This window comes from Pseudomonas fluorescens (genome assembly GCF_002837185.1).
GTDB lineage: Bacteria > Pseudomonadota > Gammaproteobacteria > Pseudomonadales > Pseudomonadaceae > Aquipseudomonas > Aquipseudomonas fluorescens_AM.
This window is the reverse complement of sequence record NZ_KZ477997.1, coordinates 53466-76429: the sequence shown is the minus strand read 5'-3', so window position 1 is coordinate 76429 and position 22964 is coordinate 53466. Positions and strand designations below refer to the sequence as shown.

Annotated in this window: 22 protein-coding genes; 16 read left to right on the top strand and 6 right to left on the bottom strand. The window is 61.0% G+C overall.

Annotated elements, in window-relative coordinates; all coding sequences use genetic code 11:
* The first annotated feature begins 597 nt into the window (after positions 1 to 597).
* The 13 genes from CIB54_RS14315 (at position 598) to nuoN (ending at position 15550) form a co-directional block, all read left to right on the top strand.
* Positions 598 to 1011, top strand: a complete 414-nt coding sequence (locus tag CIB54_RS14315; protein WP_003192109.1) for an NADH-quinone oxidoreductase subunit A — start codon at positions 598 to 600, stop codon at positions 1009 to 1011.
* Between the two features lie 10 nt (positions 1012 to 1021).
* Positions 1022 to 1696 carry a NuoB/complex I 20 kDa subunit family protein gene (locus CIB54_RS14310; RefSeq protein WP_003174719.1) on the top strand — a complete coding sequence of 225 codons (675 nt, stop codon included), beginning with the start codon at positions 1022 to 1024 and terminating at the stop codon, positions 1694 to 1696.
* 72 nt (positions 1697 to 1768) lie between these two features.
* A complete protein-coding gene (gene nuoC, locus CIB54_RS14305) occupies positions 1769 to 3553 on the top strand; it encodes an NADH-quinone oxidoreductase subunit C/D (RefSeq protein ID WP_101220121.1) in 1785 nt (594 codons plus the stop codon).
* Between the two features lie 2 nt (positions 3554 to 3555).
* Positions 3556 to 4053 carry an NADH-quinone oxidoreductase subunit NuoE gene (nuoE, locus tag CIB54_RS14300; protein WP_003232080.1) on the top strand — a complete coding sequence of 166 codons (498 nt, stop codon included), beginning with the start codon at positions 3556 to 3558 and terminating at the stop codon, positions 4051 to 4053.
* On the top strand, positions 4050 to 5408 hold the full coding sequence (gene nuoF / locus CIB54_RS14295; protein ID WP_057024316.1) for an NADH-quinone oxidoreductase subunit NuoF: 1359 nt from the start codon (positions 4050 to 4052) through the stop codon (positions 5406 to 5408). Before nuoE ends, nuoF begins: the two co-directional genes overlap by 4 nt.
* A gap of 136 nt (positions 5409 to 5544) precedes the next feature.
* Positions 5545 to 8259: an NADH-quinone oxidoreductase subunit NuoG gene (nuoG, locus tag CIB54_RS14290; RefSeq protein ID WP_065953134.1), complete on the top strand. Its 2715-nt coding sequence runs from the start codon at positions 5545 to 5547 to the stop codon at positions 8257 to 8259.
* On the top strand, positions 8256 to 9263 hold the full coding sequence (nuoH, locus tag CIB54_RS14285) for an NADH-quinone oxidoreductase subunit NuoH (RefSeq protein WP_003174724.1): 1008 nt from the start codon (positions 8256 to 8258) through the stop codon (positions 9261 to 9263). Before nuoG ends, nuoH begins: the two co-directional genes overlap by 4 nt.
* Before the next feature lie 11 nt (positions 9264 to 9274).
* Positions 9275 to 9823 carry an NADH-quinone oxidoreductase subunit NuoI gene (nuoI, locus tag CIB54_RS14280; protein WP_003174725.1) on the top strand — a complete coding sequence of 183 codons (549 nt, stop codon included), beginning with the start codon at positions 9275 to 9277 and terminating at the stop codon, positions 9821 to 9823.
* A 9-nt stretch (positions 9824 to 9832) separates the two neighbouring features.
* The gene (nuoJ, locus tag CIB54_RS14275) at positions 9833 to 10336 is read left to right on the top strand and encodes an NADH-quinone oxidoreductase subunit J (protein WP_065884950.1); all 504 of its coding nucleotides are present in this window, start codon (positions 9833 to 9835) and stop codon (positions 10334 to 10336) included.
* A gap of 2 nt (positions 10337 to 10338) precedes the next feature.
* Entirely contained in the window at positions 10339 to 10647 is a 309-nt protein-coding gene (gene nuoK, locus CIB54_RS14270; protein WP_003174727.1) for an NADH-quinone oxidoreductase subunit NuoK, read from the top strand.
* Positions 10644 to 12497, top strand: coding sequence for an NADH-quinone oxidoreductase subunit L (gene nuoL / locus CIB54_RS14265; RefSeq protein ID WP_101220120.1), 1854 nt, complete (start codon positions 10644 to 10646; stop codon positions 12495 to 12497). The genes nuoK and nuoL overlap by 4 nt, the downstream gene beginning before the upstream one ends.
* Positions 12498 to 12546: 49 nt before the next feature.
* Positions 12547 to 14079, top strand: coding sequence for an NADH-quinone oxidoreductase subunit M (gene nuoM, locus CIB54_RS14260; protein ID WP_101220119.1), 1533 nt, complete (start codon positions 12547 to 12549; stop codon positions 14077 to 14079).
* A 7-nt stretch (positions 14080 to 14086) separates the two neighbouring features.
* The gene (nuoN, locus tag CIB54_RS14255; protein WP_003192122.1) at positions 14087 to 15550 is read left to right on the top strand and encodes an NADH-quinone oxidoreductase subunit NuoN; all 1464 of its coding nucleotides are present in this window, start codon (positions 14087 to 14089) and stop codon (positions 15548 to 15550) included.
* Positions 15551 to 15847: 297 nt separating this feature from the next.
* On the opposite strand, the gene CIB54_RS14250 is transcribed toward nuoN, so the two are convergent.
* Positions 15848 to 16600: an outer membrane beta-barrel protein gene (locus CIB54_RS14250; RefSeq protein ID WP_101220118.1), complete on the bottom strand. Its 753-nt coding sequence runs from the start codon at positions 16598 to 16600 to the stop codon at positions 15848 to 15850.
* A gap of 335 nt (positions 16601 to 16935) precedes the next feature.
* On the opposite strand from CIB54_RS14250, the gene CIB54_RS14245 reads away from it, so the two are divergent.
* A complete protein-coding gene (locus tag CIB54_RS14245) occupies positions 16936 to 17172 on the top strand; it encodes a DUF6555 family protein (protein ID WP_065884944.1) in 237 nt (78 codons plus the stop codon).
* Positions 17173 to 17201: 29 nt separating this feature from the next.
* Here CIB54_RS14245 and CIB54_RS14240 read toward each other — a convergent pair whose 3' ends face one another.
* Complete coding sequence (locus CIB54_RS14240; protein WP_101220117.1) at positions 17202 to 17396, bottom strand: DUF6021 family protein; 195 nt, start codon at positions 17394 to 17396, stop codon at positions 17202 to 17204.
* Positions 17397 to 17410: 14 nt separating this feature from the next.
* Positions 17411 to 17590: a hypothetical protein gene (locus tag CIB54_RS14235; RefSeq protein WP_065953128.1), complete on the bottom strand. Its 180-nt coding sequence runs from the start codon at positions 17588 to 17590 to the stop codon at positions 17411 to 17413.
* A 114-nt stretch (positions 17591 to 17704) separates the two neighbouring features.
* Here CIB54_RS14235 and CIB54_RS14230 point away from each other — a divergent pair, with 114 nt between their 5' ends.
* Positions 17705 to 18226 carry a DUF3087 family protein gene (locus CIB54_RS14230; protein ID WP_101220116.1) on the top strand — a complete coding sequence of 174 codons (522 nt, stop codon included), beginning with the start codon at positions 17705 to 17707 and terminating at the stop codon, positions 18224 to 18226.
* Positions 18227 to 18253: 27 nt separating this feature from the next.
* On the opposite strand, the gene CIB54_RS14225 is transcribed toward CIB54_RS14230, so the two are convergent.
* The 3 genes from CIB54_RS14225 to CIB54_RS14215 all read right to left on the bottom strand — a co-directional run bounded on the left by CIB54_RS14225 (position 18254) and on the right by CIB54_RS14215 (position 21090).
* Complete coding sequence (locus tag CIB54_RS14225) at positions 18254 to 19618, bottom strand: MFS transporter (protein WP_101220115.1); 1365 nt, start codon at positions 19616 to 19618, stop codon at positions 18254 to 18256.
* 116 nt (positions 19619 to 19734) lie between these two features.
* Complete coding sequence (locus tag CIB54_RS14220; RefSeq protein WP_065953125.1) at positions 19735 to 20121, bottom strand: hypothetical protein; 387 nt, start codon at positions 20119 to 20121, stop codon at positions 19735 to 19737.
* 93 nt (positions 20122 to 20214) lie between these two features.
* Positions 20215 to 21090: a Dyp-type peroxidase gene (locus tag CIB54_RS14215; protein WP_065953124.1), complete on the bottom strand. Its 876-nt coding sequence runs from the start codon at positions 21088 to 21090 to the stop codon at positions 20215 to 20217.
* 138 nt (positions 21091 to 21228) lie between these two features.
* On the opposite strand from CIB54_RS14215, the gene CIB54_RS14210 reads away from it, so the two are divergent.
* Positions 21229 to 22845, top strand: a complete 1617-nt coding sequence (locus tag CIB54_RS14210) for an NADP-dependent glyceraldehyde-3-phosphate dehydrogenase (protein ID WP_101220114.1) — start codon at positions 21229 to 21231, stop codon at positions 22843 to 22845.
* Positions 22846 to 22964 lie beyond the last annotated feature (119 nt).

Below are 22964 nucleotides of genomic sequence, written 5' to 3'. Positions count from 1 at the left end.
ATCACGCCCCGACTGGTTCGGGGCGTTTTTTTGCCTGCACACCATGTACTGACGCACCCCGAACCAATGTGGGAGGGGGGCTTGCCCCACGATGGCGGTGGATCAAGCAACAGATGTGCTGACTGACACTCGGCAATCGGGGGCAAGCCCCCGCTCACAGGGGATTGCATGCAATTTGACGATTGTGCGCAAAACATTGATCCAGAGCGGTATCTGCCCGGATCAAATCAGTTAAAAAATCCGCTCCATCAACTAAGCGACACTCAACCAAGTAACGGCAACTTCCCGCGCTACACGAGAAACATTCGCTTAAATCCCACGCAAACAATATTCATTATCATTTGGAATGAGAAAACTTCGTTACCGCTTAAACAAAACACATTTGATAAAAAGCCCGCTAATGCCCGCGCTGCAAGGGCTACAGCCCCATTAAGGTGCACTATGTGCTTATTCCACCGAATAATTTCGCCACAGGAATTTTACTTGCCCGGTGTTTAGCCATAAAATCACCGCGATTGATTGCAGTGCGACATATCGTCACTGCATCGTTACTTTTTCGAGCTCAGAGACCTTTGCTCTCTGTTAAGGATTTCCAGCATGACCGATGCGACAGGACTCATGGCCCACAACTGGGGCTTTGCCATTTTCCTCCTCGGTGTTGTGGGGCTTTGCGCCTTCATGCTCGGCGTCTCCAGCCTCCTCGGGTCAAAAGCCTGGGGCCGCAGCAAAAACGAACCGTTCGAGTCCGGCATGCTACCTACAGGTGGCGCCCGCTTGCGGCTCTCAGCCAAATTCTATCTGGTCGCGATGCTCTTCGTGATCTTCGATATCGAAGCCCTCTTTCTCTTTGCCTGGTCTGTGTCCGTCCGCGAAAGCGGCTGGACCGGATTCGTCGAAGCTCTCGTTTTCATAGCAATTCTGTTGGCAGGTCTTGTCTACCTGTTCCGAGTGGGCGCCCTTGACTGGGCTCCGGAAGCTCGTCGCAAGCGGCAAGCGAAGCTGAAACAATGAGGCTTTGGCGATGCAATACAATCTCACCAGGATCGACCCGGATGCTCCTAACGAGCAGTACCCCATCGGCGAGCGGGAAACCGTTTCCGATCCGTTAGAAGACCAAGTCCACAAGAACATCTACATGGGCAAGCTGGAAGACGTGCTGAGTGGCGCGGTCAACTGGGGGCGTAAGAACTCCCTGTGGCCGTACAACTTCGGCCTTTCGTGCTGCTACGTGGAAATGACCACCGCCTTCACGGCGCCCCACGACATCGCGCGCTTTGGCGCCGAAGTTATCCGGGCATCACCGCGCCAGGCGGATTTCATGGTTATCGCCGGTACCTGCTTTATCAAGATGGCGCCGATCATCCAGCGTCTCTATGAGCAAATGCTCGAACCGAAATGGGTGATCTCCATGGGTTCGTGCGCCAACTCCGGTGGCATGTACGACATCTACTCCGTCGTTCAAGGGGTGGACAAGTTCCTGCCCGTGGACGTCTACGTGCCTGGCTGCCCGCCCCGCCCCGAAGCATTCCTGCAAGGCTTGATGCTGTTGCAGGAATCGATTGGCAAGGAGCGTCGCCCGTTGTCCTGGGTCGTCGGTGATCAAGGCGTGTACCGCGCCGAGATGCCGTCCCAAAAGGAACAGCGCCGCGAACAGCGAATCGCAGTCACCAACCTGCGCAGCCCCGACGAAGTCTGATCCAGCCCGCTTCTTTTTATAGAACGAAAACCTGGCTTCATTCTTTACGTTGACCGAAAGCGATAAAAAACCATGACTACAGGCAGTGCTCTGTATATCCCGCCTTACAAGGCAGACGACCAGGATGTGGTTGTCGAACTCAATAACCGTTTTGGCCCTGATGCCTTCACCGCCCAGGCCACACGCACCGGTATGCCGGTGCTGTGGGTGGCGCGTGCCAGGCTCGTCGAAGTCCTGAGCTTCCTGCGCAATCTGCCCAAGCCGTACGTCATGCTCTATGACCTGCATGGCGTGGACGAGCGTCTGCGCACCAAGCGCCAGGGTTTGCCGAGCGGCGCCGATTTCACCGTGTTCTATCACTTGATGTCGCTGGAACGTAACAGCGACGTGATGATCAAGGTCGCGCTGAGCGAGAGCGACCTGAGCGTCCCGACCGTGACCGGTATCTGGCCGAACGCCAGCTGGTACGAGCGCGAAGTCTGGGACATGTTCGGTATCGATTTCCCAGGCCACCCGCACCTGACGCGCATCATGATGCCGCCGACCTGGGAAGGTCACCCGCTGCGCAAGGACTACCCTGCCCGCGCCACCGAATTCGACCCGTTCAGCCTGACCCTCGCCAAGCAGCAGCTTGAAGAAGAGGCTGCACGCTTCCGGCCGGAAGACTGGGGCATGAAGCGCTCCGGCACCAACGAGGACTACATGTTCCTCAACCTGGGCCCGAACCACCCTTCGGCTCACGGTGCCTTCCGTATCATCCTGCAACTGGACGGCGAAGAAATCGTCGACTGCGTGCCGGACATCGGCTACCACCACCGTGGTGCCGAGAAGATGGCCGAACGTCAGTCGTGGCACAGCTTCATTCCGTACACCGACCGTATCGACTACCTCGGCGGCGTGATGAACAACCTGCCGTACGTGCTCTCGGTCGAGAAGCTGGCCGGCATCAAGGTACCGGACCGCGTCGACACCATCCGCATCATGATGGCCGAGTTCTTCCGTATCACCAGCCACCTGCTGTTCCTGGGTACCTATATCCAGGACGTTGGCGCCATGACCCCGGTGTTCTTCACCTTCACCGACCGCCAGCGCGCCTACAAGGTCATCGAAGCCATCACCGGTTTCCGCCTGCATCCGGCCTGGTACCGCATTGGCGGTGTGGCCCACGACCTGCCGAACGGCTGGGAGCGCCTGGTCAAGGAATTCATCGACTGGATGCCCAAGCGTCTGGACGAGTACCAGAAGGCCGCCCTGGATAACAGCATCCTCAAGGGGCGTACCATCGGCGTCGCGCAATACAACACCAAAGAGGCCCTGGAATGGGGCGTCACCGGTGCTGGCCTGCGTTCGACCGGCTGCGATTTCGACCTGCGTAAAGCGCGCCCGTACTCCGGCTACGAGAACTTCGAATTCGAAGTCCCGCTGGCGGCCAATGGCGACGCCTACGACCGTTGCATCGTGCGCGTCGAAGAAATGCGCCAGAGCCTGAAGATCATCGAGCAGTGCATGCGCAACATGCCGGCCGGCCCGTACAAGGCGGATCACCCGCTGACCACGCCGCCGCCCAAAGAGCGCACGCTGCAGCACATCGAAACCCTGATCACGCACTTCCTGCAAGTCTCGTGGGGCCCGGTGATGCCGGCCAACGAGTCCTTCCAGATGATTGAAGCGACCAAGGGCATCAACAGTTATTACCTGACGAGCGATGGCGGCACCATGAGCTACCGCACCCGGATTCGCACCCCAAGCTTCCCGCACTTGCAACAGATCCCTTCGGTGATCAAAGGCGAGATGGTCGCGGACTTGATTGCGTACCTGGGTAGTATCGATTTCGTTATGGCCGACGTGGACCGCTAAGCATGAACAGCACGCTTATCCAGACAGACCGTTTCACCTTGAGTGAAACCGAGCGCTCGGCCATCGAGCACGAGCTGCATCACTACGAAGACCCGCGCGCGGCGTCGATCGAGGCCTTGAAGATCGTCCAGAAGGAACGTGGCTGGGTGCCGGACGGCGCCCTCTACGCCATCGGCGAGATCCTCGGCATCCCCGCCAGCGACGTTGAAGGCGTGGCCACGTTCTACAGCCAGATCTTCCGCCAGCCAGTGGGCCGCCACATCATCCGCGTGTGCGACAGCATGGTCTGCTACATCGGTGGCCACGAGTCCGTGGTCAGCGAGATCCAAGCCAAGCTGGGCATCGGCCTGGGCCAGACCACCGCCGACGGCCGCTTCACGCTGCTGCCGGTGTGCTGCCTGGGCAACTGCGACAAGGCGCCGGCGTTGATGATCGACGACGACACATTCGGTGACGTACAGCCTGCTGGCGTGACCCAATTGCTCGAGGGCTACCCATGACCCTGACTTCCTTCGGCCCGGCCAACCTGATCAAGCGTTCGGCCGAGACCCACCCGCTGACCTGGCGCCTGCGTGACGACGGTGAGCCCGTATGGCTCGACGAATACCAGGCCAAGAACGGCTACGCCGCCGCGCGCAAGGCGTTCGCCGACATGGCCCAGGACGATATCGTCCAGACCGTGAAGGACGCCGGCCTCAAAGGCCGCGGCGGTGCAGGCTTCCCCACGGGCGTGAAGTGGGGCCTGATGCCCAAAGACGAATCCATCAACATCCGCTACCTGCTATGCAACGCGGATGAAATGGAGCCCAACACCTGGAAAGACCGCATGCTGATGGAGCAACTGCCCCATCTGCTGATCGAAGGCATGCTGATCAGCGCGCGCGCGCTGAAAACCTACCGGGGTTATATCTTCCTGCGTGGCGAATACACCACCGCCGCCAAGCACCTCAACCGTGCCGTGGCCGAAGCCAAGGCGGCGGGCCTGCTGGGCAAGAACATCCTGGGTTCGGGCTTCGACTTCGAGCTGTTCGTGCACACCGGCGCCGGACGTTACATCTGCGGTGAAGAAACCGCACTGATCAACTCCCTCGAAGGCCGCCGCGCCAACCCGCGCTCCAAGCCGCCCTTCCCTGCCGCCGTGGGCGTGTGGGGCAAGCCGACCTGTGTGAACAACGTCGAGACCCTGTGCAACGTGCCGGCGATCATCGCCGACGGCGTGGACTGGTACAAATCGTTGGCCCGTGAAGGCAGTGAAGACATGGGCACCAAGCTCATGGGCTTTTCCGGCAAGGTCAAGAACCCGGGCCTGTGGGAACTGCCATTTGGCGTCACCGCGCGCGAGCTGTTCGAGGACTACGCCGGCGGCATGCGCGACGGCTACACCTTGAAAGCCTGGCAGCCAGGCGGTGCGGGCACCGGCTTCCTGCTGCCCGAGCACCTCGATGCACAAATGTATGCCGGCGGCATCGGCAAGGTGGGCACCCGGATGGGCACCGGCCTGGCGATGGCGGTCGACAACACGGTGAACATGGTCTCGTTGCTGCGCAACATGGAGCAATTCTTTGCCCGTGAATCCTGCGGTTTCTGCACCCCTTGCCGCGACGGCCTGCCGTGGAGCGTCAAGCTGCTGATGGCCCTGGAAAACGGCGAAGGCCGCGAGGGTGATATCGAAACCCTGCTCGGTCTGGTGGGTTTCCTCGGCCCAGGCAAGACCTTCTGTGCTCACGCACCGGGCGCCGTGGAGCCATTGGGCAGCGCAATCAAATACTTCCGCCCTGAATTCGAGGCCGGCATCGCGCCAACCCGCGCGGGCGAACTCACTCAGGTGGTATCACCGACCATGGTCGGTGCGTAGCGCTTAAAGAAGCGAAGGGTCCGTGCCCTTCGTTTTTCTCATGTGCGGACGCCTTGATGGCTGTGTAGATGCACATGAATAACAAGATTCCATTAGCCACGCCCGCTGACAACGGGCCAACGAAGAACTTTGAACCATGGCCACTATCCACGTAGACGGCAAAGCGCTCGAAGTCGATGGGGCGGACAACCTGTTACAGGCATGTCTGTCACTCGGCCTCGACATCCCGTATTTCTGCTGGCACCCCGCGCTTGGTAGCGTCGGTGCCTGTCGCCAGTGTGCGGTCAAGCAATACACCGACGAGAACGACACCCGTGGTCGTATCGTCATGTCGTGCATGACCCCAGCCACCGACAACACCTGGATCTCCATCGACGATGAAGAATCCAAGGCGTTCCGCGCCAGCGTGGTCGAATGGCTGATGACCAACCACCCCCACGACTGCCCGGTCTGTGAGGAAGGCGGTCACTGCCACCTGCAAGACATGACGGTGATGACCGGCCACAACGAGCGCCGTTATCGCTTCACCAAGCGTACCCACCAGAACCAGGACCTCGGCCCGTTCATTTCCCACGAGATGAACCGCTGCATCGCCTGCTACCGCTGCGTGCGCTTCTATAAAGACTATGCCGGCGGCACCGACCTCGGCGTATTTGGCGCCCACGACAACGTGTACTTCGGTCGCGTTGAAGACGGCGTGCTCGAGAGCGAATTCTCCGGCAACCTCACCGAGGTCTGCCCGACCGGTGTGTTCACCGACAAGACTCACTCCGAGCGCTACAACCGCAAGTGGGACATGCAATTCGCCCCGAGCATCTGCCATGGCTGCTCCAGCGGTTGCAACATCTCCCCGGGCGAGCGCTACGGTGAACTGCGCCGTATCGAAAACCGCTTCAACGGTTCGGTCAACCAGTACTTCCTGTGCGACCGCGGCCGTTTCGGCTATGGCTACGTCAACCGCGAAGACCGCCCACGCCAGCCACTGCTGGCCGATGGCGCCAAATTGAGCCTGGACGCGGCGCTGGATAAAGCCGCCGACCTGTTGCGCGGCCGTAATATCGTCGGTATCGGTTCGCCCCGGGCCAGCCTCGAAAGCAACTTCGCGTTGCGCGAACTGGTCGGCGCCGAGCACTTTTACAGCGGCATCGAAGCCGGCGAGCTGGAGCGTATCCGCCTGGTCCTGCAAGTGCTCAACGACAGCCCGCTGCCAGTGCCGAACATGCGCGACATCGAAGATCACGATGCGATCTTCGTGCTCGGTGAAGACCTGACCCAGACCGCCGCACGTATCGCGTTGTCGCTGCGCCAATCGGTCAAAGGCAAGGCCGAAGAAATGGCCGACGCCATGCGCGTACAGCCGTGGCTTGACGCTGCGGTGAAAAACATCGGCCAGCACGCGCTGAACCCGCTGTTTATCGCGTCCCTGGCTGAAACCAAGCTCGACGACATCGCCGAAGAATGCGTCCACGCCGCACCGGACGACCTGGCCCGCCTCGGCTTCGCCGTGGCCCACGCCCTCGACGCCAGCGCACCGGCCGTCGAAGGCCTGGACACTGAAGCCGTGGAACTGGCCCAACGCATCGCCGACGCCCTGCTGGCGGCCAAGCGTCCATTGATCATTGCCGGGACCTCCCTGGGCTCCAAGGCGCTGATCGAAGCCGCCGCCAACATCGCCAAGGCCCTGAAGCTGCGCGACAAGAACGGCTCCATCAGCCTGGTCGTGCCGGAAGCCAACAGCCTCGGCCTGGCCATGCTCGGCGGCGAGTCCGTGGATGCCGCGCTGCAAGCGGTGATCGACGGCAATGCCGACGCCATCGTCGTGCTGGAAAACGACCTGTACACCCGCACCGCTGCGGCCAAGGTTGACGCTGCGCTCAACGCCGCCAAGGTGCTGATCGTTGCCGACCACCAGAAGACCGCCACCAGCGAGCGTGCGCACCTGGTATTGCCGGCTGCCAGCTTCGCCGAAGGCGACGGCACGCTGGTCAGCCAGGAAGGCCGCGCCCAGCGTTTCTTCCAGGTGTTCGATCCGAAGTACATGGACGCCAGCATCCTGGTGCATGAAGGCTGGCGCTGGCTGCACGCTCTGCGCGCCACCCTGCTGAACCAGCCGATCGACTGGACCCAGCTCGACCACGTCACCGCTGCTACCGCCGCGAGCGCGCCGCAACTGGCACGCATCGTCGATGCTGCACCGTCCGCCGCGTTCCGCATCAAGGGTCTGAAACTGGCGCGTGAACCGTTGCGTTATTCCGGTCGTACCGCCATGCGCGCCGACATCAGCGTGCATGAGCCGCGTACCCCGCAAGACATCGACACCGCGTTCGCCTTCTCCATGGAAGGTTACTCGGGTTCGGCCGAACCGCGTCAGCAGGTGCCGTTCGCCTGGTCGCCGGGCTGGAACTCGCCGCAGGCCTGGAACAAGTTCCAGGACGAAGTCGGGGGTCACATCCGCGCTGGCGACCCGGGCACCCGCCTGATCGAAAGCACCGGTGACTCGCTGAACTGGTTTGCTGCGGTACCGCGTCCGTTCAACCCGGCGCCGGGCACCTGGCAGGTCGTGCCGTTCTTCCACCTGTTCGGCAGCGAAGAGACCTCTTCCAAGGCCGCGCCGGTTCAAGAACGCATTCCGGCCGCCTATGTGTCGCTGGCCAAGTCCGAAGCCGACCGCCTGGGCGTCAACGACGGTGCCCTGCTCAGCCTGAGCGTAGCCGGCCAGACCTTGCGTCTGCCGCTGCGCATCAACGATGAGCTGGGCGCCGGCCTGGTTGCACTGCCAAAAGGCCTCGCCGGTATTCCTCCCGCGATCTTTGGCCACACTGTTGACGGTCTGCAGGAGGCAGCGCAATGACTTGGTTCACTCCTGAAGTGATCGACGTGATCATCTCGGTGGTCAAGGCCATCGTGATCCTGTTGGCCGTGGTCGTGGCGGGCGCCCTGCTCAGCTTCGTCGAACGTCGCCTGCTGGGCTGGTGGCAGGACCGCTACGGTCCGAACCGCGTCGGTCCGTTCGGCATGTTCCAGATCGCGGCCGACATGCTGAAAATGTTCTTCAAGGAAGACTGGACTCCGCCGTTTGCCGACAAGGTGATCTTCACCCTGGCGCCGGTCGTGGCCATGAGCGCCTTGCTGATCGCTTTCGCGATCATCCCGATCACCCCGACCTGGGGCGTGGCGGACTTGAACATCGGCTTGCTGTTCTTCTTTGCCATGGCCGGCCTGTCGGTGTATGCGGTGCTGTTCGCCGGTTGGTCGAGCAACAACAAGTTTGCCCTGCTGGGCAGCTTGCGGGCCTCGGCGCAAACCGTGTCCTATGAAGTGTTCATGGGCTTGGCACTGATGGGCATCGTGGTGCAGGTTGGCTCGTTCAACATGCGCGATATCGTCGAGTACCAGGCACAGAACCTGTGGTTCATCATTCCGCAGTTCTTTGGCTTCTGTACCTTCTTCATCGCGGGCGTGGCCGTGACGCACCGTCACCCCTTCGACCAGCCGGAAGCGGAACAGGAACTGGCCGACGGTTACCACATTGAATATGCCGGCATGAAGTGGGGCATGTTCTTCGTCGGTGAGTACATCGGCATCATCTTGATCTCGGCCCTGCTGGTCACGCTGTTCTTCGGCGGCTGGCATGGCCCGTTCGGCATCCTGCCGCAGTTGGCCTTCTTCTGGTTCTTCCTGAAGACCGCGTTCTTCATCATGCTGTTCATCCTGCTGCGCGCCTCGATTCCGCGCCCGCGCTATGACCAGGTGATGGATTTCAGCTGGAGATTCTGCCTGCCGCTGACCCTGATCAATTTGCTGGTGACGGCTGCCGTCGTGTTGTTGAACACGCCGGCTGCCGCGGTTCAGTGAGGATTTGACCCATGTTCAAATATATTGGCGACATCGTTAAGGGTACCGGTACCCAGTTGCGAAGCCTGGTGATGGTGTTCGGTCACGGCTTTCGCAAACGCGACACCCTGCAATACCCGGAAGAGGCGGTGTACCTGCCGCCGCGCTATCGCGGCCGCATCGTACTGACCCGCGACCCCGATGGCGAAGAGCGTTGCGTAGCCTGCAACCTGTGCGCCGTGGCGTGCCCGGTGGGTTGCATCTCCCTGCAGAAAGCTGAAACCGAAGACGGTCGCTGGTACCCGGACTTCTTCCGCATCAACTTCTCGCGCTGCATTTTCTGCGGCCTCTGCGAGGAAGCTTGCCCGACCACCGCGATCCAGCTCACGCCGGATTTCGAGATGGCCGAGTTCAAACGTCAGGACCTGGTGTACGAGAAAGAAGATCTGCTGATCTCTGGTCCCGGTAAAAACCCTGATTACAACTTCTATCGTGTTGCAGGTATGGCCGTTGCCGGTAAGCCCAAAGGCGCCGCACAAAACGAAGCCGAGCCGATCAACGTGAAGAGCTTGCTGCCTTAAGGAAGAAAGATGGAATTCGCTTTCTATTTCGCATCGGGTATTGCAGTGGTGTCCACGCTTCGCGTGATCACCAACACCAACCCCGTGCACGCCCTGCTCTACCTGATCATTTCGCTGATCGCCGTGGCCATGACGTTCTTTGCCCTCGGCGCACCGTTCGCCGGTGTACTGGAAGTGATCGCCTACGCCGGCGCCATCATGGTGCTGTTCGTGTTTGTGGTGATGATGCTCAACCTGGGGCCGGCCTCGGTCGCCCAGGAACGCGTCTGGCTCAAGCCCGGCATCTGGCTCGGCCCGGTTGTCCTCGCAGCCTTGCTGCTGGGTGAACTACTGTATGTGCTGTTCGCTCACCAGAGCGGCCAGGCCATCGGCCACACCACCGTGGACGCGAAAGCCGTCGGCGTCAGCCTGTTCGGCCCGTACCTGCTGGTGGTCGAACTGGCTTCGATGCTGCTGCTCGCCGCAGCCATCACCGCCTTCCACTTGGGCCGCAACGAAGCCAAGGAGCAATGACGATGCCTGCTATCCCTTTGGAGCATGGTCTGGCGGTCGCCGGCATCCTGTTCTGCCTTGGCCTGGTCGGCCTGATGGTTCGCCGTAACATTCTGTTCGTGTTGATGAGCCTGGAAATCATGATGAACGCTGCGGCACTGGCGTTTATCGTGGCGGGTGCACGTTGGGGCCAGCCGGATGGACAAGTCATGTTCATCCTGGTGATCAGCCTGGCAGCCGCCGAGGCCAGCATTGGCCTGGCGATCCTGCTGCAACTGTATCGTCGCTTCCACACGCTTGATATCGACGCTGCCAGTGAGATGCGCGGATGAACATGATCTTTCTGACTTTCGTATTTCCCCTGATCGGTTTCCTGCTGCTGTCGTTCTCTCGCGGACGCTGGTCGGAGAACCTCTCGGCCCTGATCGGCGTGGGCTCGATTGGCCTGTCGGCCATCGTGGCCGCCTACGTCATCTGGCAATTCAACGTCGCGCCCCCGGAAGGCGGTCATTACACGCTGGTGCTGTGGCAGTGGATGTCGGTGGAGGGCTTCAAGCCCAACTTCGCCCTCTATGTCGACGGCCTGTCGATCACCATGCTCGGCGTGGTGGTGGGTGTGGGTTTCCTGATCCACCTGTTCGCGTCCTGGTACATGCGCGGTGAAGCGGGCTACTCGCGCTTCTTCTCGTACACCAACCTGTTTATCGCCAGCATGCTGTTCCTGGTGCTCGGCGATAACCTGTTGTTCCTGTACTTCGGCTGGGAAGGCGTGGGCCTGTGCTCGTACCTGTTGATCGGTTTCTACTACAGCAACCGCAACAACGGTAACGCCGCGCTCAAGGCGTTTATCGTCACCCGTATCGGCGACGTGTTCATGGCCATTGGCCTGTTCATCCTGTTCCAACAGGTAGGCACGCTGAATATCCAGGAACTGCTGGTGCTGGCACCGCAAAAATTCCAGGTCGGCGACTTCTGGATCACCCTGGCGACCCTGATGCTGCTGGGCGGCGCTGTCGGTAAATCCGCGCAACTGCCGCTGCAGACCTGGCTGGCGGATGCGATGGCCGGTCCTACCCCGGTGTCGGCACTGATCCACGCCGCGACCATGGTGACTGCCGGTGTCTACCTGATTGCCCGAACCCACGGTCTGTTCACGCTGGCGCCGGATATCCTGCATCTTGTAGGCATCGTCGGTGGCGTGACCCTGGTGCTGGCCGGCTTCGCCGCACTGGTACAGACCGATATCAAGCGTATCCTCGCCTACTCGACCATGAGCCAGATCGGCTACATGTTCCTGGCCCTGGGCGTCGGCGCCTGGGACGCAGCGATCTTCCACCTGATGACCCACGCCTTCTTCAAGGCCCTGCTGTTCCTTGCTTCCGGTGCGGTGATCGTCGCCTGCCACCACGAGCAGAACATCTTCAAGATGGGTGGCCTGTGGAAGAAGCTGCCACTGGCCTACGCCAGCTTCATCGTCGGTGGTGCCGCGCTCGCAGCCCTGCCATTGGTAACCGCCGGTTTCTACTCGAAAGACGAAATCCTCTGGGAAGCCTTTGCCAGCGGCAACCAAAACCTGCTGTACGCAGGCCTGGTGGGCGCGTTCATGACCTCGCTGTACACCTTCCGCCTGATCTTCATCACCTTCCACGGTGAAGCCAAGACCGAAGCACACGCAGGCCACGGCATCTCGCATTGGTTGCCATTGTCGGTGCTGATCATCCTGTCGACCTTCATCGGCGCGCTGATCACTCCGCCACTGGCCGGTGTACTGCCGGAAAGCGTCGGCCATGCCGGCGGCGCGGACAAGCACAGCCTGGAAATCGCCTCGGGCGCCATCGCCATCGCTGGTATCCTGCTGGCGGCCCTGCTGTTCCTCGGCAAGCGTCGCTTCGTGACGGCCGTTGCCAACAGTGGCATTGGTCGTTTCCTGTCGGCCTGGTGGTTTGCTGCCTGGGGCTTCGATTGGCTCTACGACAAACTGTTCGTCAAGCCTTACCTCGCCATCAGCCATGTACTGCGTAAAGACCCGCTCGACCAGACCATCGGTTTGATCCCGCGTGCCGCCAAGGCCGGTCACACCGCCCTGAGTCGCAGCGAGACGGGCCAATTGCGTTGGTATGCAGCTTCCATGGCGGCAGGTGCCGTGCTGGTGATCGGCGCCATCGTTGTGGTAGCGGTTTGACTATGAACATTGCGATCTTTGCGAACTTGCGAAAGGAAACGAGCCTGTCATGATTCTGCCCTGGCTAATCCTGATCCCCTTTATCGGCGGCCTGCTCTGCTGGATGGGTGAACGCTTCGGCGCCACCCTCCCCCGCTGGATTGCGTTGCTGACCATGTCCCTTGAACTCGCACTCGGCCTCTGGCTGTGGGCCCATGGCGACTATTCATTTGCTCCGGCACCGGGTGCCGATCCAACCTTCGCGCTTGAATTCAAGCACGTGTGGATCCAGCGCTTCGGCATCAACGTGCACCTGGCCCTCGACGGCCTGTCGCTGTTGATGATCCTGCTGACCGGCCTGCTGGGTATCCTTTCGGTACTCTGCTCGTGGAAAGAGATCCAGCGTCACGTGGGCTTCTTCCACCTGAACCTGATGTGGATCCTGGGCGGCGTTGTCGGCGTGTTCCTGGCGCTGGACCTGTTCATGTTCTTCTTCTTCTGGGAAATGATGCTGGTGCCGATGTACTTCCTCATCGCGCTCTGGGGTCACAGTTCTTCGGACGGCAAGAAAACCCGGATCTACGCGGCGACCAAGTTCTTCATCTTCACCCAGGCTTCCGGCCTGATCATGTTGGTGGCGATCCTGGGTCTGGTACTGGTCAACTTCAACAGCACGGGCGTGATTACGTTCAACTACGCCGACCTGTTGAAAACCAAGATGTCGCTGACCACCGAGTACGTGCTGATGCTGGGCTTCTTCATCGCGTTCGCGGTGAAGCTGCCGGTGGTGCCGTTCCACTCCTGGTTGCCTGACGCCCACGCCCAGGCGCCGACGGCCGGTTCTGTCGACTTGGCCGGTATCCTGCTGAAGACCGCTGCCTACGGCCTGCTGCGTTTCGCCTTGCCGCTGTTCCCGAATGCGTCGGCCGAGTTCGCGCCGATCGCCATGACCCTGGGTCTGATCGGGATTTTCTACGGTGCGTTCCTGGCCTTCGCACAGACCGACATCAAGCGTCTGATCGCCTTCTCGTCCGTTTCCCACATGGGTTTCGTACTGATCGGCATCTACTCCGGCAGCCAACTGGCGCTGCAAGGCGCAGTGATCCAGATGTTGGCCCACGGTGTTTCGGCCGCTGCACTCTTTATCCTGAGTGGTCAGCTGTACGAGCGCCTGCACACCCGTGACATGCGTGAAATGGGTGGCGTGTGGTCGCGCATCGCTTACCTGCCGGCAATCAGCCTGTTCTTCGCCGCCGCGTCGCTGGGCTTGCCGGGTACCGGTAACTTCATCGGCGAGTTCCTGATCCTGATGGGTGCCTTCGTGCAGACGCCGTGGATCAGTGCGATTGCTACCTCCGGCCTGGTGTTTGGTTCGGTTTACTCGCTGATCATGATCCACCGCGCCTACTTCGGCCCGGCCAAGTCCGACACTGTCCTGCAAGGGATGGATGCGCGCGAACTGATCATGGTGCTCGGCCTTGCGGTACTGCTGATCTACATCGGCGTGTACCCGCAACCGTTCCTGGACACTTCTGCCGCGACGATGCATGGCGTGCAGCAGTGGTTCGGCACCGCCTTCTCTCAACTCGCTTCGGCCCGGTAAGAGCGCTATGGAATTCACGATCCAACACTTTATCGCGCTTGCGCCGCTGCTGATTACCAGCCTCACCATTGTGGTGGTGATGCTGGCGATCGCCTGGCGCCGCAATCATTCGCAAACGTTCCTGCTGTCCTGTGCCGGTTTGAACCTGGCCCTGCTGTCGATCATCCCGGCCCTCAAGGTCGCGCCACTGGCGGTTACGCCGTTGATGATGGTCGATGACTTCGCCCTGCTGTACATCGCACTGATCCTGGTGGCGACCCTGGCCTGCGTCACCCTCGCCCACGCTTACCTGGGCGAAGGCGGCACTGGCTACCCGGGCAACAAGGAAGAGCTGTACCTGCTGATCCTCCTGGCTGCGGCCGGCGGTATCGTGCTGGTCAGCGCACAGCACCTGGCCGGCCTGTTCATCGGCCTGGAACTGCTGTCGATCCCGACCTACGGCCTGGTGGCGTATGCCTTCTTCAACAAGCGCTCCCTGGAAGCCGGCATCAAGTACATGGTGCTGTCGGCCGCCGGTTCCGCGTTCCTGTTGTTCGGTATGGCCCTGCTCTACGCCGAAGCCGGCAGCCTGAGCTTCACCGGTATCGGCCACGCCCTGGCCGCCACCAACAGCCCTGCGCCAATCGCCCAGTTGGGCCTGGCGATGATGCTGATCGGCCTGGCGTTCAAGCTGTCGCTGGTACCCTTCCACCTGTGGACCCCGGACGTGTACGAAGGCGCCCCGGCGCCAGTGGCTGCGTTCCTGGCCACGGCGTCCAAGGTTGCCGTGTTTGCGGTGATGGTGCGTCTGTTCCAGATCTCGCCTGCCGCCAACACCGGTGTGCTGAGCAACGTGCTGACCGTGATCGCCATTGCGTCGATCCTGTTCGGCAACCTGCTGGCGCTGACCCAGAACAATCTCAAGCGTCTGCTGGGTTATTCGTCTATCGCCCACTTCGGCTACCTGCTGATCGCCCTGGTGGCGAGCAAAGGCCTGGCCGTGGAAGCCATCGGCGTGTACCTGGTCACCTACGTGATCACCAGCCTCGGCGCATTCGGTGTGATCACGCTGATGTCCTCGCCGTACAAGGGCCGTGATGCCGACGCCCTGTACGAATACCGCGGCCTGTTCTGGCGCCGTCCGTACCTGACCGCCGTGCTGACCGTGATGATGCTGTCCCTGGCGGGTATCCCGCTGACTGCCGGCTTTATCGGCAAGTTCTACATCGTCGCCACCGGCGTCGAGGCCCACGAGTGGTGGTTGGTGGCGTCCCTGGTACTGGGCAGCGCCATCGGCGTGTTCTATTACCTGCGCGTGATGGTCACCCTGTACCTGATCGAGCCGAACCTGCGCCGTGTGGATGCCGAGCTGCATTGGGAACAGAAAGCCGGTGGCGTGATGCTGCTGGCCATCGCCCTGCTCGCGTTCTTCCTGGGCGTGTACCCGCAACCGTTGCTCACCCTGGTGCAGCATGCGGTGCTGGGGGTTTGATCGCTTAGGTTGATGCAGTAAAAAGAACGGCGCCTTTGGGCGCCGTTTTTGCGTCTCAGAGGGAAACAATAGAGATGCAGTGCAACCACTATCGTCTTCGCGGGCAAGCCCACTCCCACAGGGGTATGCATTCCAAATGTGCGAGCGGGCTTGCCCGCGAAGGCGCCTGAACGGGCTGATACGGCTGGTAGCGCGTTTTCCCGAGACCGTGGCGCAACTTGCCGCTCTGGGCTGAGCTGCAAAAGCCCCAAAAAAAACGCCCCGAATGTTCGGGGCGTTTTTTACAGTGCAACGGCGTCAGAACGCGATACCAACCTTGAAACCATACTCATCACGCTTGAGCTTGGTGTTGTCGGCTACATAGGAGTCGTCATCGAGCTTGTATTCGGTACGGGTGTAGTACAAGCCCGCCATCACCGGCAAGTTGCCCTTCTGGTTCATCAGCAGGCTGACTTCGGCATAAGGGTTGGTGCGGTCCTTGAGGTCCACACTGTCGCTGCCGACGCCGTCCACCTTGAGTTTGGCGCGGCCATCGATGGTATGACGGGCGCCGGCTTCAACGCGCAGGGTCATGTCATCGAACTGATGGTTGTAGCCCAGGGCAGCCTTGGCGAACGGTGACTTGTTGGTGAGCTTCAGGTCGTAGCCGTTGGTGTCCGGCTCATAACGCGTCCAGGTGTAGCCACCGCCGACGATCACGTCGACGAAGTTGCGCGCATCCAGCGCGGCGCGCCAGCCGAGATCGAGGTCGGCCTGGCCTTCCTTGAGCTTGTTATCGCTCTTTTCGCCGTACTTGGCTTCGATACCGGCCTGGTAGATGAAGCCGGATTCGGCGGTAAGCTTATTACCGAAGTTGTAGAACAGGCCCGCCTCGGGCATGTGGTCCTTGTCGCTCTCGCTACCGCCTTCGAGTTTGAAGTCGTTATAGCTGCCGAGGATCCCGAAAGTGGAAATCGGGTCGGTCGACGGTGCAGCGAACACCGCGGTTGGCGACGCCACCAGGGCCAGCCACGAGGCGTTCTTGAGGAATTTTCCGAATAGTTTGGACATCGTTTACATCTCCATTTTTGAGTGGGCAAAGTATTCAGGAATCGGTTCGAACATTGGCGTCAGCAAAAAGTTCGAACGAATTTGCACCAAAATGGAGAAAAAACGGTTCAGCGAAGGCTCTAACTCAAGACTTTTCGCAATCGGCCCTGAGCACCCCCTCATGCACCCTGCGCAATTGCGCATGATCCGGCAGCCGAATGGATGAGCACCGTCATGATGCGTTCCCTGGGCGCGGACTGAATGCGTCACTATGCCGCGCGTCCGTGCGAATTGTCATTTTGAATGAACCTTTACGCGTGGCTGCCTATCCATCTATAACAAGACAGGGAGGCAACATGAGTACCGCAAAAATCTACACCATCAACTACCAGCTGCACGGTAAACCCAAGTCTTTTGTAGTGCGCGCCGAGGTGATGAACAGCACCGAAGCCTGGCATTGGGCGGCCGTCGATGCCGATATTGCGCACGTCAGCCGCATCGGCCGCGTGGGGCACGAACAGGTGAAAAAAACCACCCGGCCCTGGGCGGAAAAATACGGCATCACCGATGTGAGCTGGAACCCTCCAAAATAAACAAAGCCCCGCACAGTGCGGGGCTTGGTTTACTTCTTCAAGTCGCCCAACGGATCGTAGGGCGGCTTTTTTTCCGGTTGCTTTTGCTTATCCAGCGGCGCAATGGCGGGGCCGATGGGATCGACCTGCGGGTCAGACGCCTCCGGCGAATCGGGATCGAATCCCAGCTCATCTTTGCCAGTGGCGTGTTCGTCGGAGCGCGGGCCATTCGGGGGATTGCTCATACAGACCTCCTTGCTTACAGCGGGCGGGCTTTGTCGTGGAGGTTTTCCAGGTCGTGTTCGACCTGCTCCACGTCGTCGTTGTCCTGGCGCTCGGCCGGGTCGTTGGGGCGCAGTGCATCGTTATCGCGCTCCTCTTCACCGGGCGTGCGATCAGGATTGGGCGTGCCAGGCGGCGGTTGCTTGTGTTCGGACATGATGGCTTACCTCATGGTGACTTCAAGGGTTTAGAGGAAACACCGCTGGGCATCGTTCAACTTGATTGCTTCAAGCATGAGAAGATGCACGCCCGTGCTGGAGACCTGACCCGAATGTTCGAACTCAAACCCTGTGACCCCGTCCTTTATCGAAAACAAACCCGCCGCAGCACGCTGATCGTCGCCGTGGTATTCCTCGCCCTGGCCATGTTGTTGTCGAGCCTGGCGGTGATGCTGTTCGGTGAACCGGGGGGTGATAACGTGCGCTTCAATGTCGGCGGGGTGTTTGCCGGGGTGTTGATCACCCTCGCTCTGGTGCGCGGCCCCTTCTGGGGCCAGGCTTGGCTGGCACCGGCGGTATACGGCTGGCAGCTCAAGCGCAGCCTGATGAGCGTGACCAATGTGATGCACAAGGTCAGCGAACGGGTACAGGCCGATGACCCGAACGCTATCAAAGTGTTGCGTTTCTACCACTTGGCGCTGACGCAGATGCATGCCCTGGATGCCAACTCCAGCGCCCAGGCGCAACTGGTGGGTGAGGTCCAGGCACACAAGGCCAGGATGCACGCGTTGGGGATCGATACCGAACAAACCCGTCTCGATCCGGCTTGGCTGGAGAGCCTTAAAAACCGCTGAGCACTGCATGTGCGCCAGCCACACGCGCTAAGCCGTTCGTTTATGGGGCAATAAACGCAGGCCACTGGCGACAGCGCCGATCAGCGCGAACCCACAACCCAGCCACAATGCGCAGGCTGGGCCACTGTCCACGAACAGATGAAAACACAAGGCGACCAACGAGGCGCCCAGTGTCTGGCCCAGCAGCCGCGAGATCGCCACGATGCCACTGGCCCCGCCGCTGCGCGCCAAAGGTGCGCTGGTCATCAGCGCCTTGAGATTGGGCGACTGGAAAAAGCCGAAGCCGGCGCCACACAAGGCCATGCGCCAGCCGATATCGAATGCCGAGGCATCAGTGCTCAAGGTCGCCAGCGCTGCCATGCCGACACTGAGCATCAACAAGCCAATGCCGCACAGCAGGCCCAGTGACACGCGGTCAGCCAGGCGTCCCGCCACCAGGGCCATGACCGCCACCACGGCCGGCCACGGCGTCATCAGAAAGCCGGTCTCCACCTGGGTGTGGCCCAGCGCCGACTGCAACAGGAACGGCAATGCGACAAATGCCAGGCCCTGGGCACTGAAGGCACAGATCGCCGTCAGCGAAGACAACGCAAATACCGGGCGCTTGAACAAGTCCACCGCCAGCATTGGCGCCGGATGCCCGGCCTCGCGGCGCAGCAGTAAAGCGCCGAACACCAGCGCCAGCGCGATCAGTCCCAGGGTCAGTGCGCCCTGTGCGCCATGCACGGCGGCGCCCAAGCCCAGGACCAGCAAGGCGAACAACCCGGCACATAACAGCGCCGCCAACCGATCAAAAGCGTGCCCGGTGATCGGCAGCGTCGGTAACGAGCGCAGGCCCAGGCTCAAGGCCAGCAGCCCGAGTGGCACATTGATCAGGTACAGCCAATGCCAACTGGCCACTGAGAGAATCGCCGATGCGGCAGTGGGCCCCAGGGTGAACGCCAGCCCCACCACCAGCGAGTTATAGCCCAGCCCACGCCCGAGCATTTTCGCCGGGTAGATATGCCGCAGCAAGGCGGTGTTGACGCTCATCAGCGCGGCCGCCCCCAGGCCCTGCGCCACCCGCGCGGCGGTGAGGGTCAACAGCGAATCGGCGAGCCCGCACAATAAAGACGAGACAATGAACAGCAGCAACCCGCCGAGGTACACGCGGCGATGCCCCAGCACATCGCTCAGCGATGCAAACGGCAGCACTGTTGCGATTATCGCCAGCTGGTAGGCGTTGACCACCCAGATCACCGAAGCCGAGTCAGTACCGATGCCCTCTGCCAGCGTCGGCAAGGCGGTATTGACGATAGCAGTGTCCAGCGTCGCCATGCCGATCCCCAAGGACAGGGCAATCACGGCCGGTAAGCGTTTATCGAGGGGCAGCCCATCGGCAACAGGAGACATGAACAATCCGCACAGGTGGCAAGGGAGCCTAGATTACGGCCAGTGCGGATTTTTTTCAGCGTTCGTTCGCCTGGCTGTCATTGTTTTCATGTTGCCAAGGGCTGGCCAGGCCCGGCTCAATAGGTGATTTGAAGCGTGGTACTGGGCGGGTTCGTGCGGCAATTACAGGCTAACTGATCAGCCGCCATCTTCGGATTCCAGGGGCCGATCACGCCGTCGCGCTTGCCGTTGTCATCCACTGAATCCAGCGCTTTCAAGACGTTGTCACGCTTGAGCACTTCGCGGGCCAGTTGGGTTTCATTATCTTTGTGCGCGTCGCCGGTCAGCGAACGTCCCGCCACTTCACGGATTTTATCCGTGGTTGCATTCGGGGTCGTCGGGTGCTTGAACGCCTGGAAGTTGTCGCCAAATGCCTTGGCCAGACCCGAGTCCGACATTTTCGAGTAATCGTTGGGGGCCGGCTGTGGCGGTGAAACATTCACGGAAATGCGTGAGATCATCATGATTGGGTTCTCCTGGAAGTTTGCTGAGGTCGCTGTTAAGTGGCCAGCGGTCTCAGCTCAGTTCCAGGGTGCCCGTGGGGCGGGCAGGCACCGTCAGAGCGGCATTGCCGGTGTGATCGCGCTGAGGTCCAGATACCCTTCTTTCAAAGGCGGACACCAATAATAGCCACCGGTCAACGGTGTGCTGATGCGATATAAACCATCGACAATCCCGTCTTCCAGTCCACTCATACGGCGCAGTTGCGCTTCGAATGCGTCGAAGGAATGGCCGAAGGCGAGAAACATCAGCCCCGCCTGGCCGTTCTCGGCCCATGGCATCGAACGACGTACCACGAACGCCTGCGGGGTGAAGCTTTCCTGCGCGGTGCGCTTGGTATGGGCCGAGTCGGGGGCGTCGTCGAGCTCTTCGTTGTCGCCATGGCGGCGGCCGATGATGTGGTCGCGCTCCTGGGCCGGTAGCGCAGCGAAACCGTCGAGGTCGTGCTGCCACTGCTGGATGGCGGCGAAGCTGGCGCCGCTGTCTGTGAAGGCCGCTTCCACGGCCGCATCGTCGTGAGGGTTCTCGGTGCCGTCTTCATAGTCGGTCAAGTCGAAACCGGTCTTGTAGCGAAAGCCTTCGGTCATCTGTACCAGACGCAACGCCGGCGCCAGGGCTTTTTCGAACGCGCGGCTGCGCAACAGCAATTCACCACGGTCCACGCCATGCAACCATACCCACAGAGCCTGCTGAGTGGACGGGTTGTGCGCACCCGGGCCGCTGATGGCCGGGAAGCTGCGCAGCCCTTCGATGCCTGCGCCCAGCGCGCTTACCAGAGGCTTACCGAAACCGACCACCGCCGCCGAATCCGTCAACTGCACCAGCGCGTCCAGCGCAGCAGGCAAGGCATCCTGGGACTCGAGGGCAAAAAACAGATGGCGTGCCTGCAACGGCACTGGTGCGGCAAGAATGCCCGGCTGGTACTGACTCATGTGAACTCCTTCAAGAAAGCCGCGCAGTTTATCCCGAAGCACCCTGAATGCGCAGGAGAAAGCGCGCAAGCCTTGCCACAGAGCCCTTGTATGGGTGACTCTCTAGTCATGATTTGCAACTATTCCAGGGGTAGCGACATGACCACCAGCAACCTGCTCACCCAGCTGTTTCCTGCCTCCACCGCAGAGATTCCCGAACAATTTCGCTTGGCGGCGCCGATTGAACAGCGTGATTACCTGGTCGATGGCCAGTTGCGGGTGTGGAATGGCCCGCTGGCGCGCGTGCAAAGCCCTGTGCAACTGGGCGACGAACGCGTGCACATCGGCAGCACGCCGCTGCTGGACGCCGAAACCGCCCTCAGCGCCCTCGACGCCGCCGTGCGCGCCTATGACCGGGGCCAGGGAGAGTGGCCGACCCTGCGCGTGGCCGAGCGCATCCAACACGTGGAAGCCTTCCTGCGGCGCATGCGCGAACAGCGCGACGCGGTGGTCAAGCTGTTGATGTGGGAGATCGGCAAGAACCTCAAGGACTCACAGAAAGAGTTCGACCGCACCTGCGACTACATCACCGACACCATCAATGCCCTCAAGGAGCTCGACCGCCGCAGCAGCCGCTTCGAGCTGGAGCAGGACACCCTTGGGCAAATCCGCCGCGTGCCCCTGGGCGTGGCGCTGTGCATGGGACCTTACAACTACCCGCTGAACGAAACGTTCACCACGCTGATCCCGGCGCTGATCATGGGCAATACCGTGGTATTCAAGCCGGCCAAGCTCGGCGTGCTGTTGATCCGCCCGTTGCTGGAGGCGTTCCGCGACAGCTTCCCGGCCGGGGTGATCAACGTGATCTATGGCAGCGGCCGCGAAACCGTGAGCGCGCTGATGGCCAGCGGCAAGATCGACATCTTTGCGTTCATCGGCACCAACAAGGCCGCCAGCGACCTGAAAAAACTGCATCCAAAACCCCACCGTCTGCGCGCCGCATTGGGCCTGGATGCGAAAAACCCGGGCATCGTGCTGCCCGAGGTCGATCTCGACAATGCGGTCAGCGAAGCGCTCACCGGCTCGCTGTCGTTCAACGGCCAGCGCTGCACTGCCCTGAAGATCCTGTTTGTGCATGAGGACGTGGTCGACAGCTTTATCGAAAAATTCAACGCCAGGCTGGCGACGCTCAAGCCCGGCATGCCCTGGGATGACGGCGTGGCGCTGACCCCGCTGCCGGAAGTGGGCAAGGTGGATTACCTCAATGACCTGGTGGCCGATGCCGCGCAGCACGGCGCCCGGGTGGTGAATGCCAACGGCGGTGCAAGCCGTGGGTCATTCTTCTATCCGGCAGTGCTGTACCCGGTGAACCCGCAGATGCGCGTGTACCACGAAGAACAATTCGGCCCCGTGGTGCCGATCGTGCCCTACCGTGACCTGGAGACGGTGATCGACTACGTACTGGACTCGGACTTCGGCCAGCAATTGAGCCTGTTCGGCACCAACGCGGTTGAGGTCGGTCGACTGGTGGATACCTTCGCCAACCAGGTCGGCCGGATCAACATCAACGCCCAGTGCCAGCGCGGGCCGGACACCTTCCCCTTCAACGGGCGCAAGAACTCGGCCGAGGGTACGTTGTCGGTACATGACGCGCTGCGCGTGTTCTCGATCCGCACCCTGGTGGCGACCAAGTTCCAGGAGAGCAACAAGGCGTTGCTCAGCGAGATCCTGCGCAACCGTGACTCGAGCTTCATCAGCACCGACTACATCTTCTAAGATCACCTCGGTCAAAATAGGTGGGAGGGGGCTTGCCCTGATGCCAGTCAGTTAAGGCTTATTGTAGGAGCGAGGGGGGCGCCTAGCTCTTGCTCGCGAAAAACCTCAACGATAACGCG

Bases quoted from the DNA above. Each gene is read 5' to 3' on its own strand.
- CIB54_RS14210 (WP_101220114.1), top strand. From the start codon at position 21,229: ATGACCACCAGCAACCTGCTCACCCAGCTGTTTCCTGCCTCCACCGCA.
- nuoE (WP_003232080.1), top strand. From the start codon at position 3,556: ATGAACAGCACGCTTATCCAGACAGACCGTTTCACCTTGAGTGAAACC.
- CIB54_RS14245 (WP_065884944.1), top strand. From the start codon at position 16,936: ATGAGTACCGCAAAAATCTACACCATCAACTACCAGCTGCACGGTAAA.
- CIB54_RS14315 (WP_003192109.1), top strand. From the start codon at position 598: ATGACCGATGCGACAGGACTCATGGCCCACAACTGGGGCTTTGCCATT.
- nuoK (WP_003174727.1), top strand. From the start codon at position 10,339: ATGCCTGCTATCCCTTTGGAGCATGGTCTGGCGGTCGCCGGCATCCTG.
- CIB54_RS14310 (WP_003174719.1), top strand. From the start codon at position 1,022: ATGCAATACAATCTCACCAGGATCGACCCGGATGCTCCTAACGAGCAG.
- nuoG (WP_065953134.1), top strand. From the start codon at position 5,545: ATGGCCACTATCCACGTAGACGGCAAAGCGCTCGAAGTCGATGGGGCG.
- CIB54_RS14215 (WP_065953124.1), bottom strand. From the start codon at position 21,090: ATGAGTCAGTACCAGCCGGGCATTCTTGCCGCACCAGTGCCGTTGCAG.
- nuoC (WP_101220121.1), top strand. From the start codon at position 1,769: ATGACTACAGGCAGTGCTCTGTATATCCCGCCTTACAAGGCAGACGAC.
- CIB54_RS14235 (WP_065953128.1), bottom strand. From the start codon at position 17,590: ATGTCCGAACACAAGCAACCGCCGCCTGGCACGCCCAATCCTGATCGC.
- nuoJ (WP_065884950.1), top strand. From the start codon at position 9,833: ATGGAATTCGCTTTCTATTTCGCATCGGGTATTGCAGTGGTGTCCACG.
- nuoN (WP_003192122.1), top strand. From the start codon at position 14,087: ATGGAATTCACGATCCAACACTTTATCGCGCTTGCGCCGCTGCTGATT.
- nuoI (WP_003174725.1), top strand. From the start codon at position 9,275: ATGTTCAAATATATTGGCGACATCGTTAAGGGTACCGGTACCCAGTTG.
- CIB54_RS14230 (WP_101220116.1), top strand. From the start codon at position 17,705: ATGTTCGAACTCAAACCCTGTGACCCCGTCCTTTATCGAAAACAAACC.
- CIB54_RS14250 (WP_101220118.1), bottom strand. From the start codon at position 16,600: ATGTCCAAACTATTCGGAAAATTCCTCAAGAACGCCTCGTGGCTGGCC.
- nuoF (WP_057024316.1), top strand. From the start codon at position 4,050: ATGACCCTGACTTCCTTCGGCCCGGCCAACCTGATCAAGCGTTCGGCC.
- CIB54_RS14225 (WP_101220115.1), bottom strand. From the start codon at position 19,618: ATGTCTCCTGTTGCCGATGGGCTGCCCCTCGATAAACGCTTACCGGCC.
- nuoL (WP_101220120.1), top strand. From the start codon at position 10,644: ATGAACATGATCTTTCTGACTTTCGTATTTCCCCTGATCGGTTTCCTG.
- CIB54_RS14240 (WP_101220117.1), bottom strand. From the start codon at position 17,396: ATGAGCAATCCCCCGAATGGCCCGCGCTCCGACGAACACGCCACTGGC.
- CIB54_RS14220 (WP_065953125.1), bottom strand. From the start codon at position 20,121: ATGATGATCTCACGCATTTCCGTGAATGTTTCACCGCCACAGCCGGCC.
- nuoM (WP_101220119.1), top strand. From the start codon at position 12,547: ATGATTCTGCCCTGGCTAATCCTGATCCCCTTTATCGGCGGCCTGCTC.
- nuoH (WP_003174724.1), top strand. From the start codon at position 8,256: ATGACTTGGTTCACTCCTGAAGTGATCGACGTGATCATCTCGGTGGTC.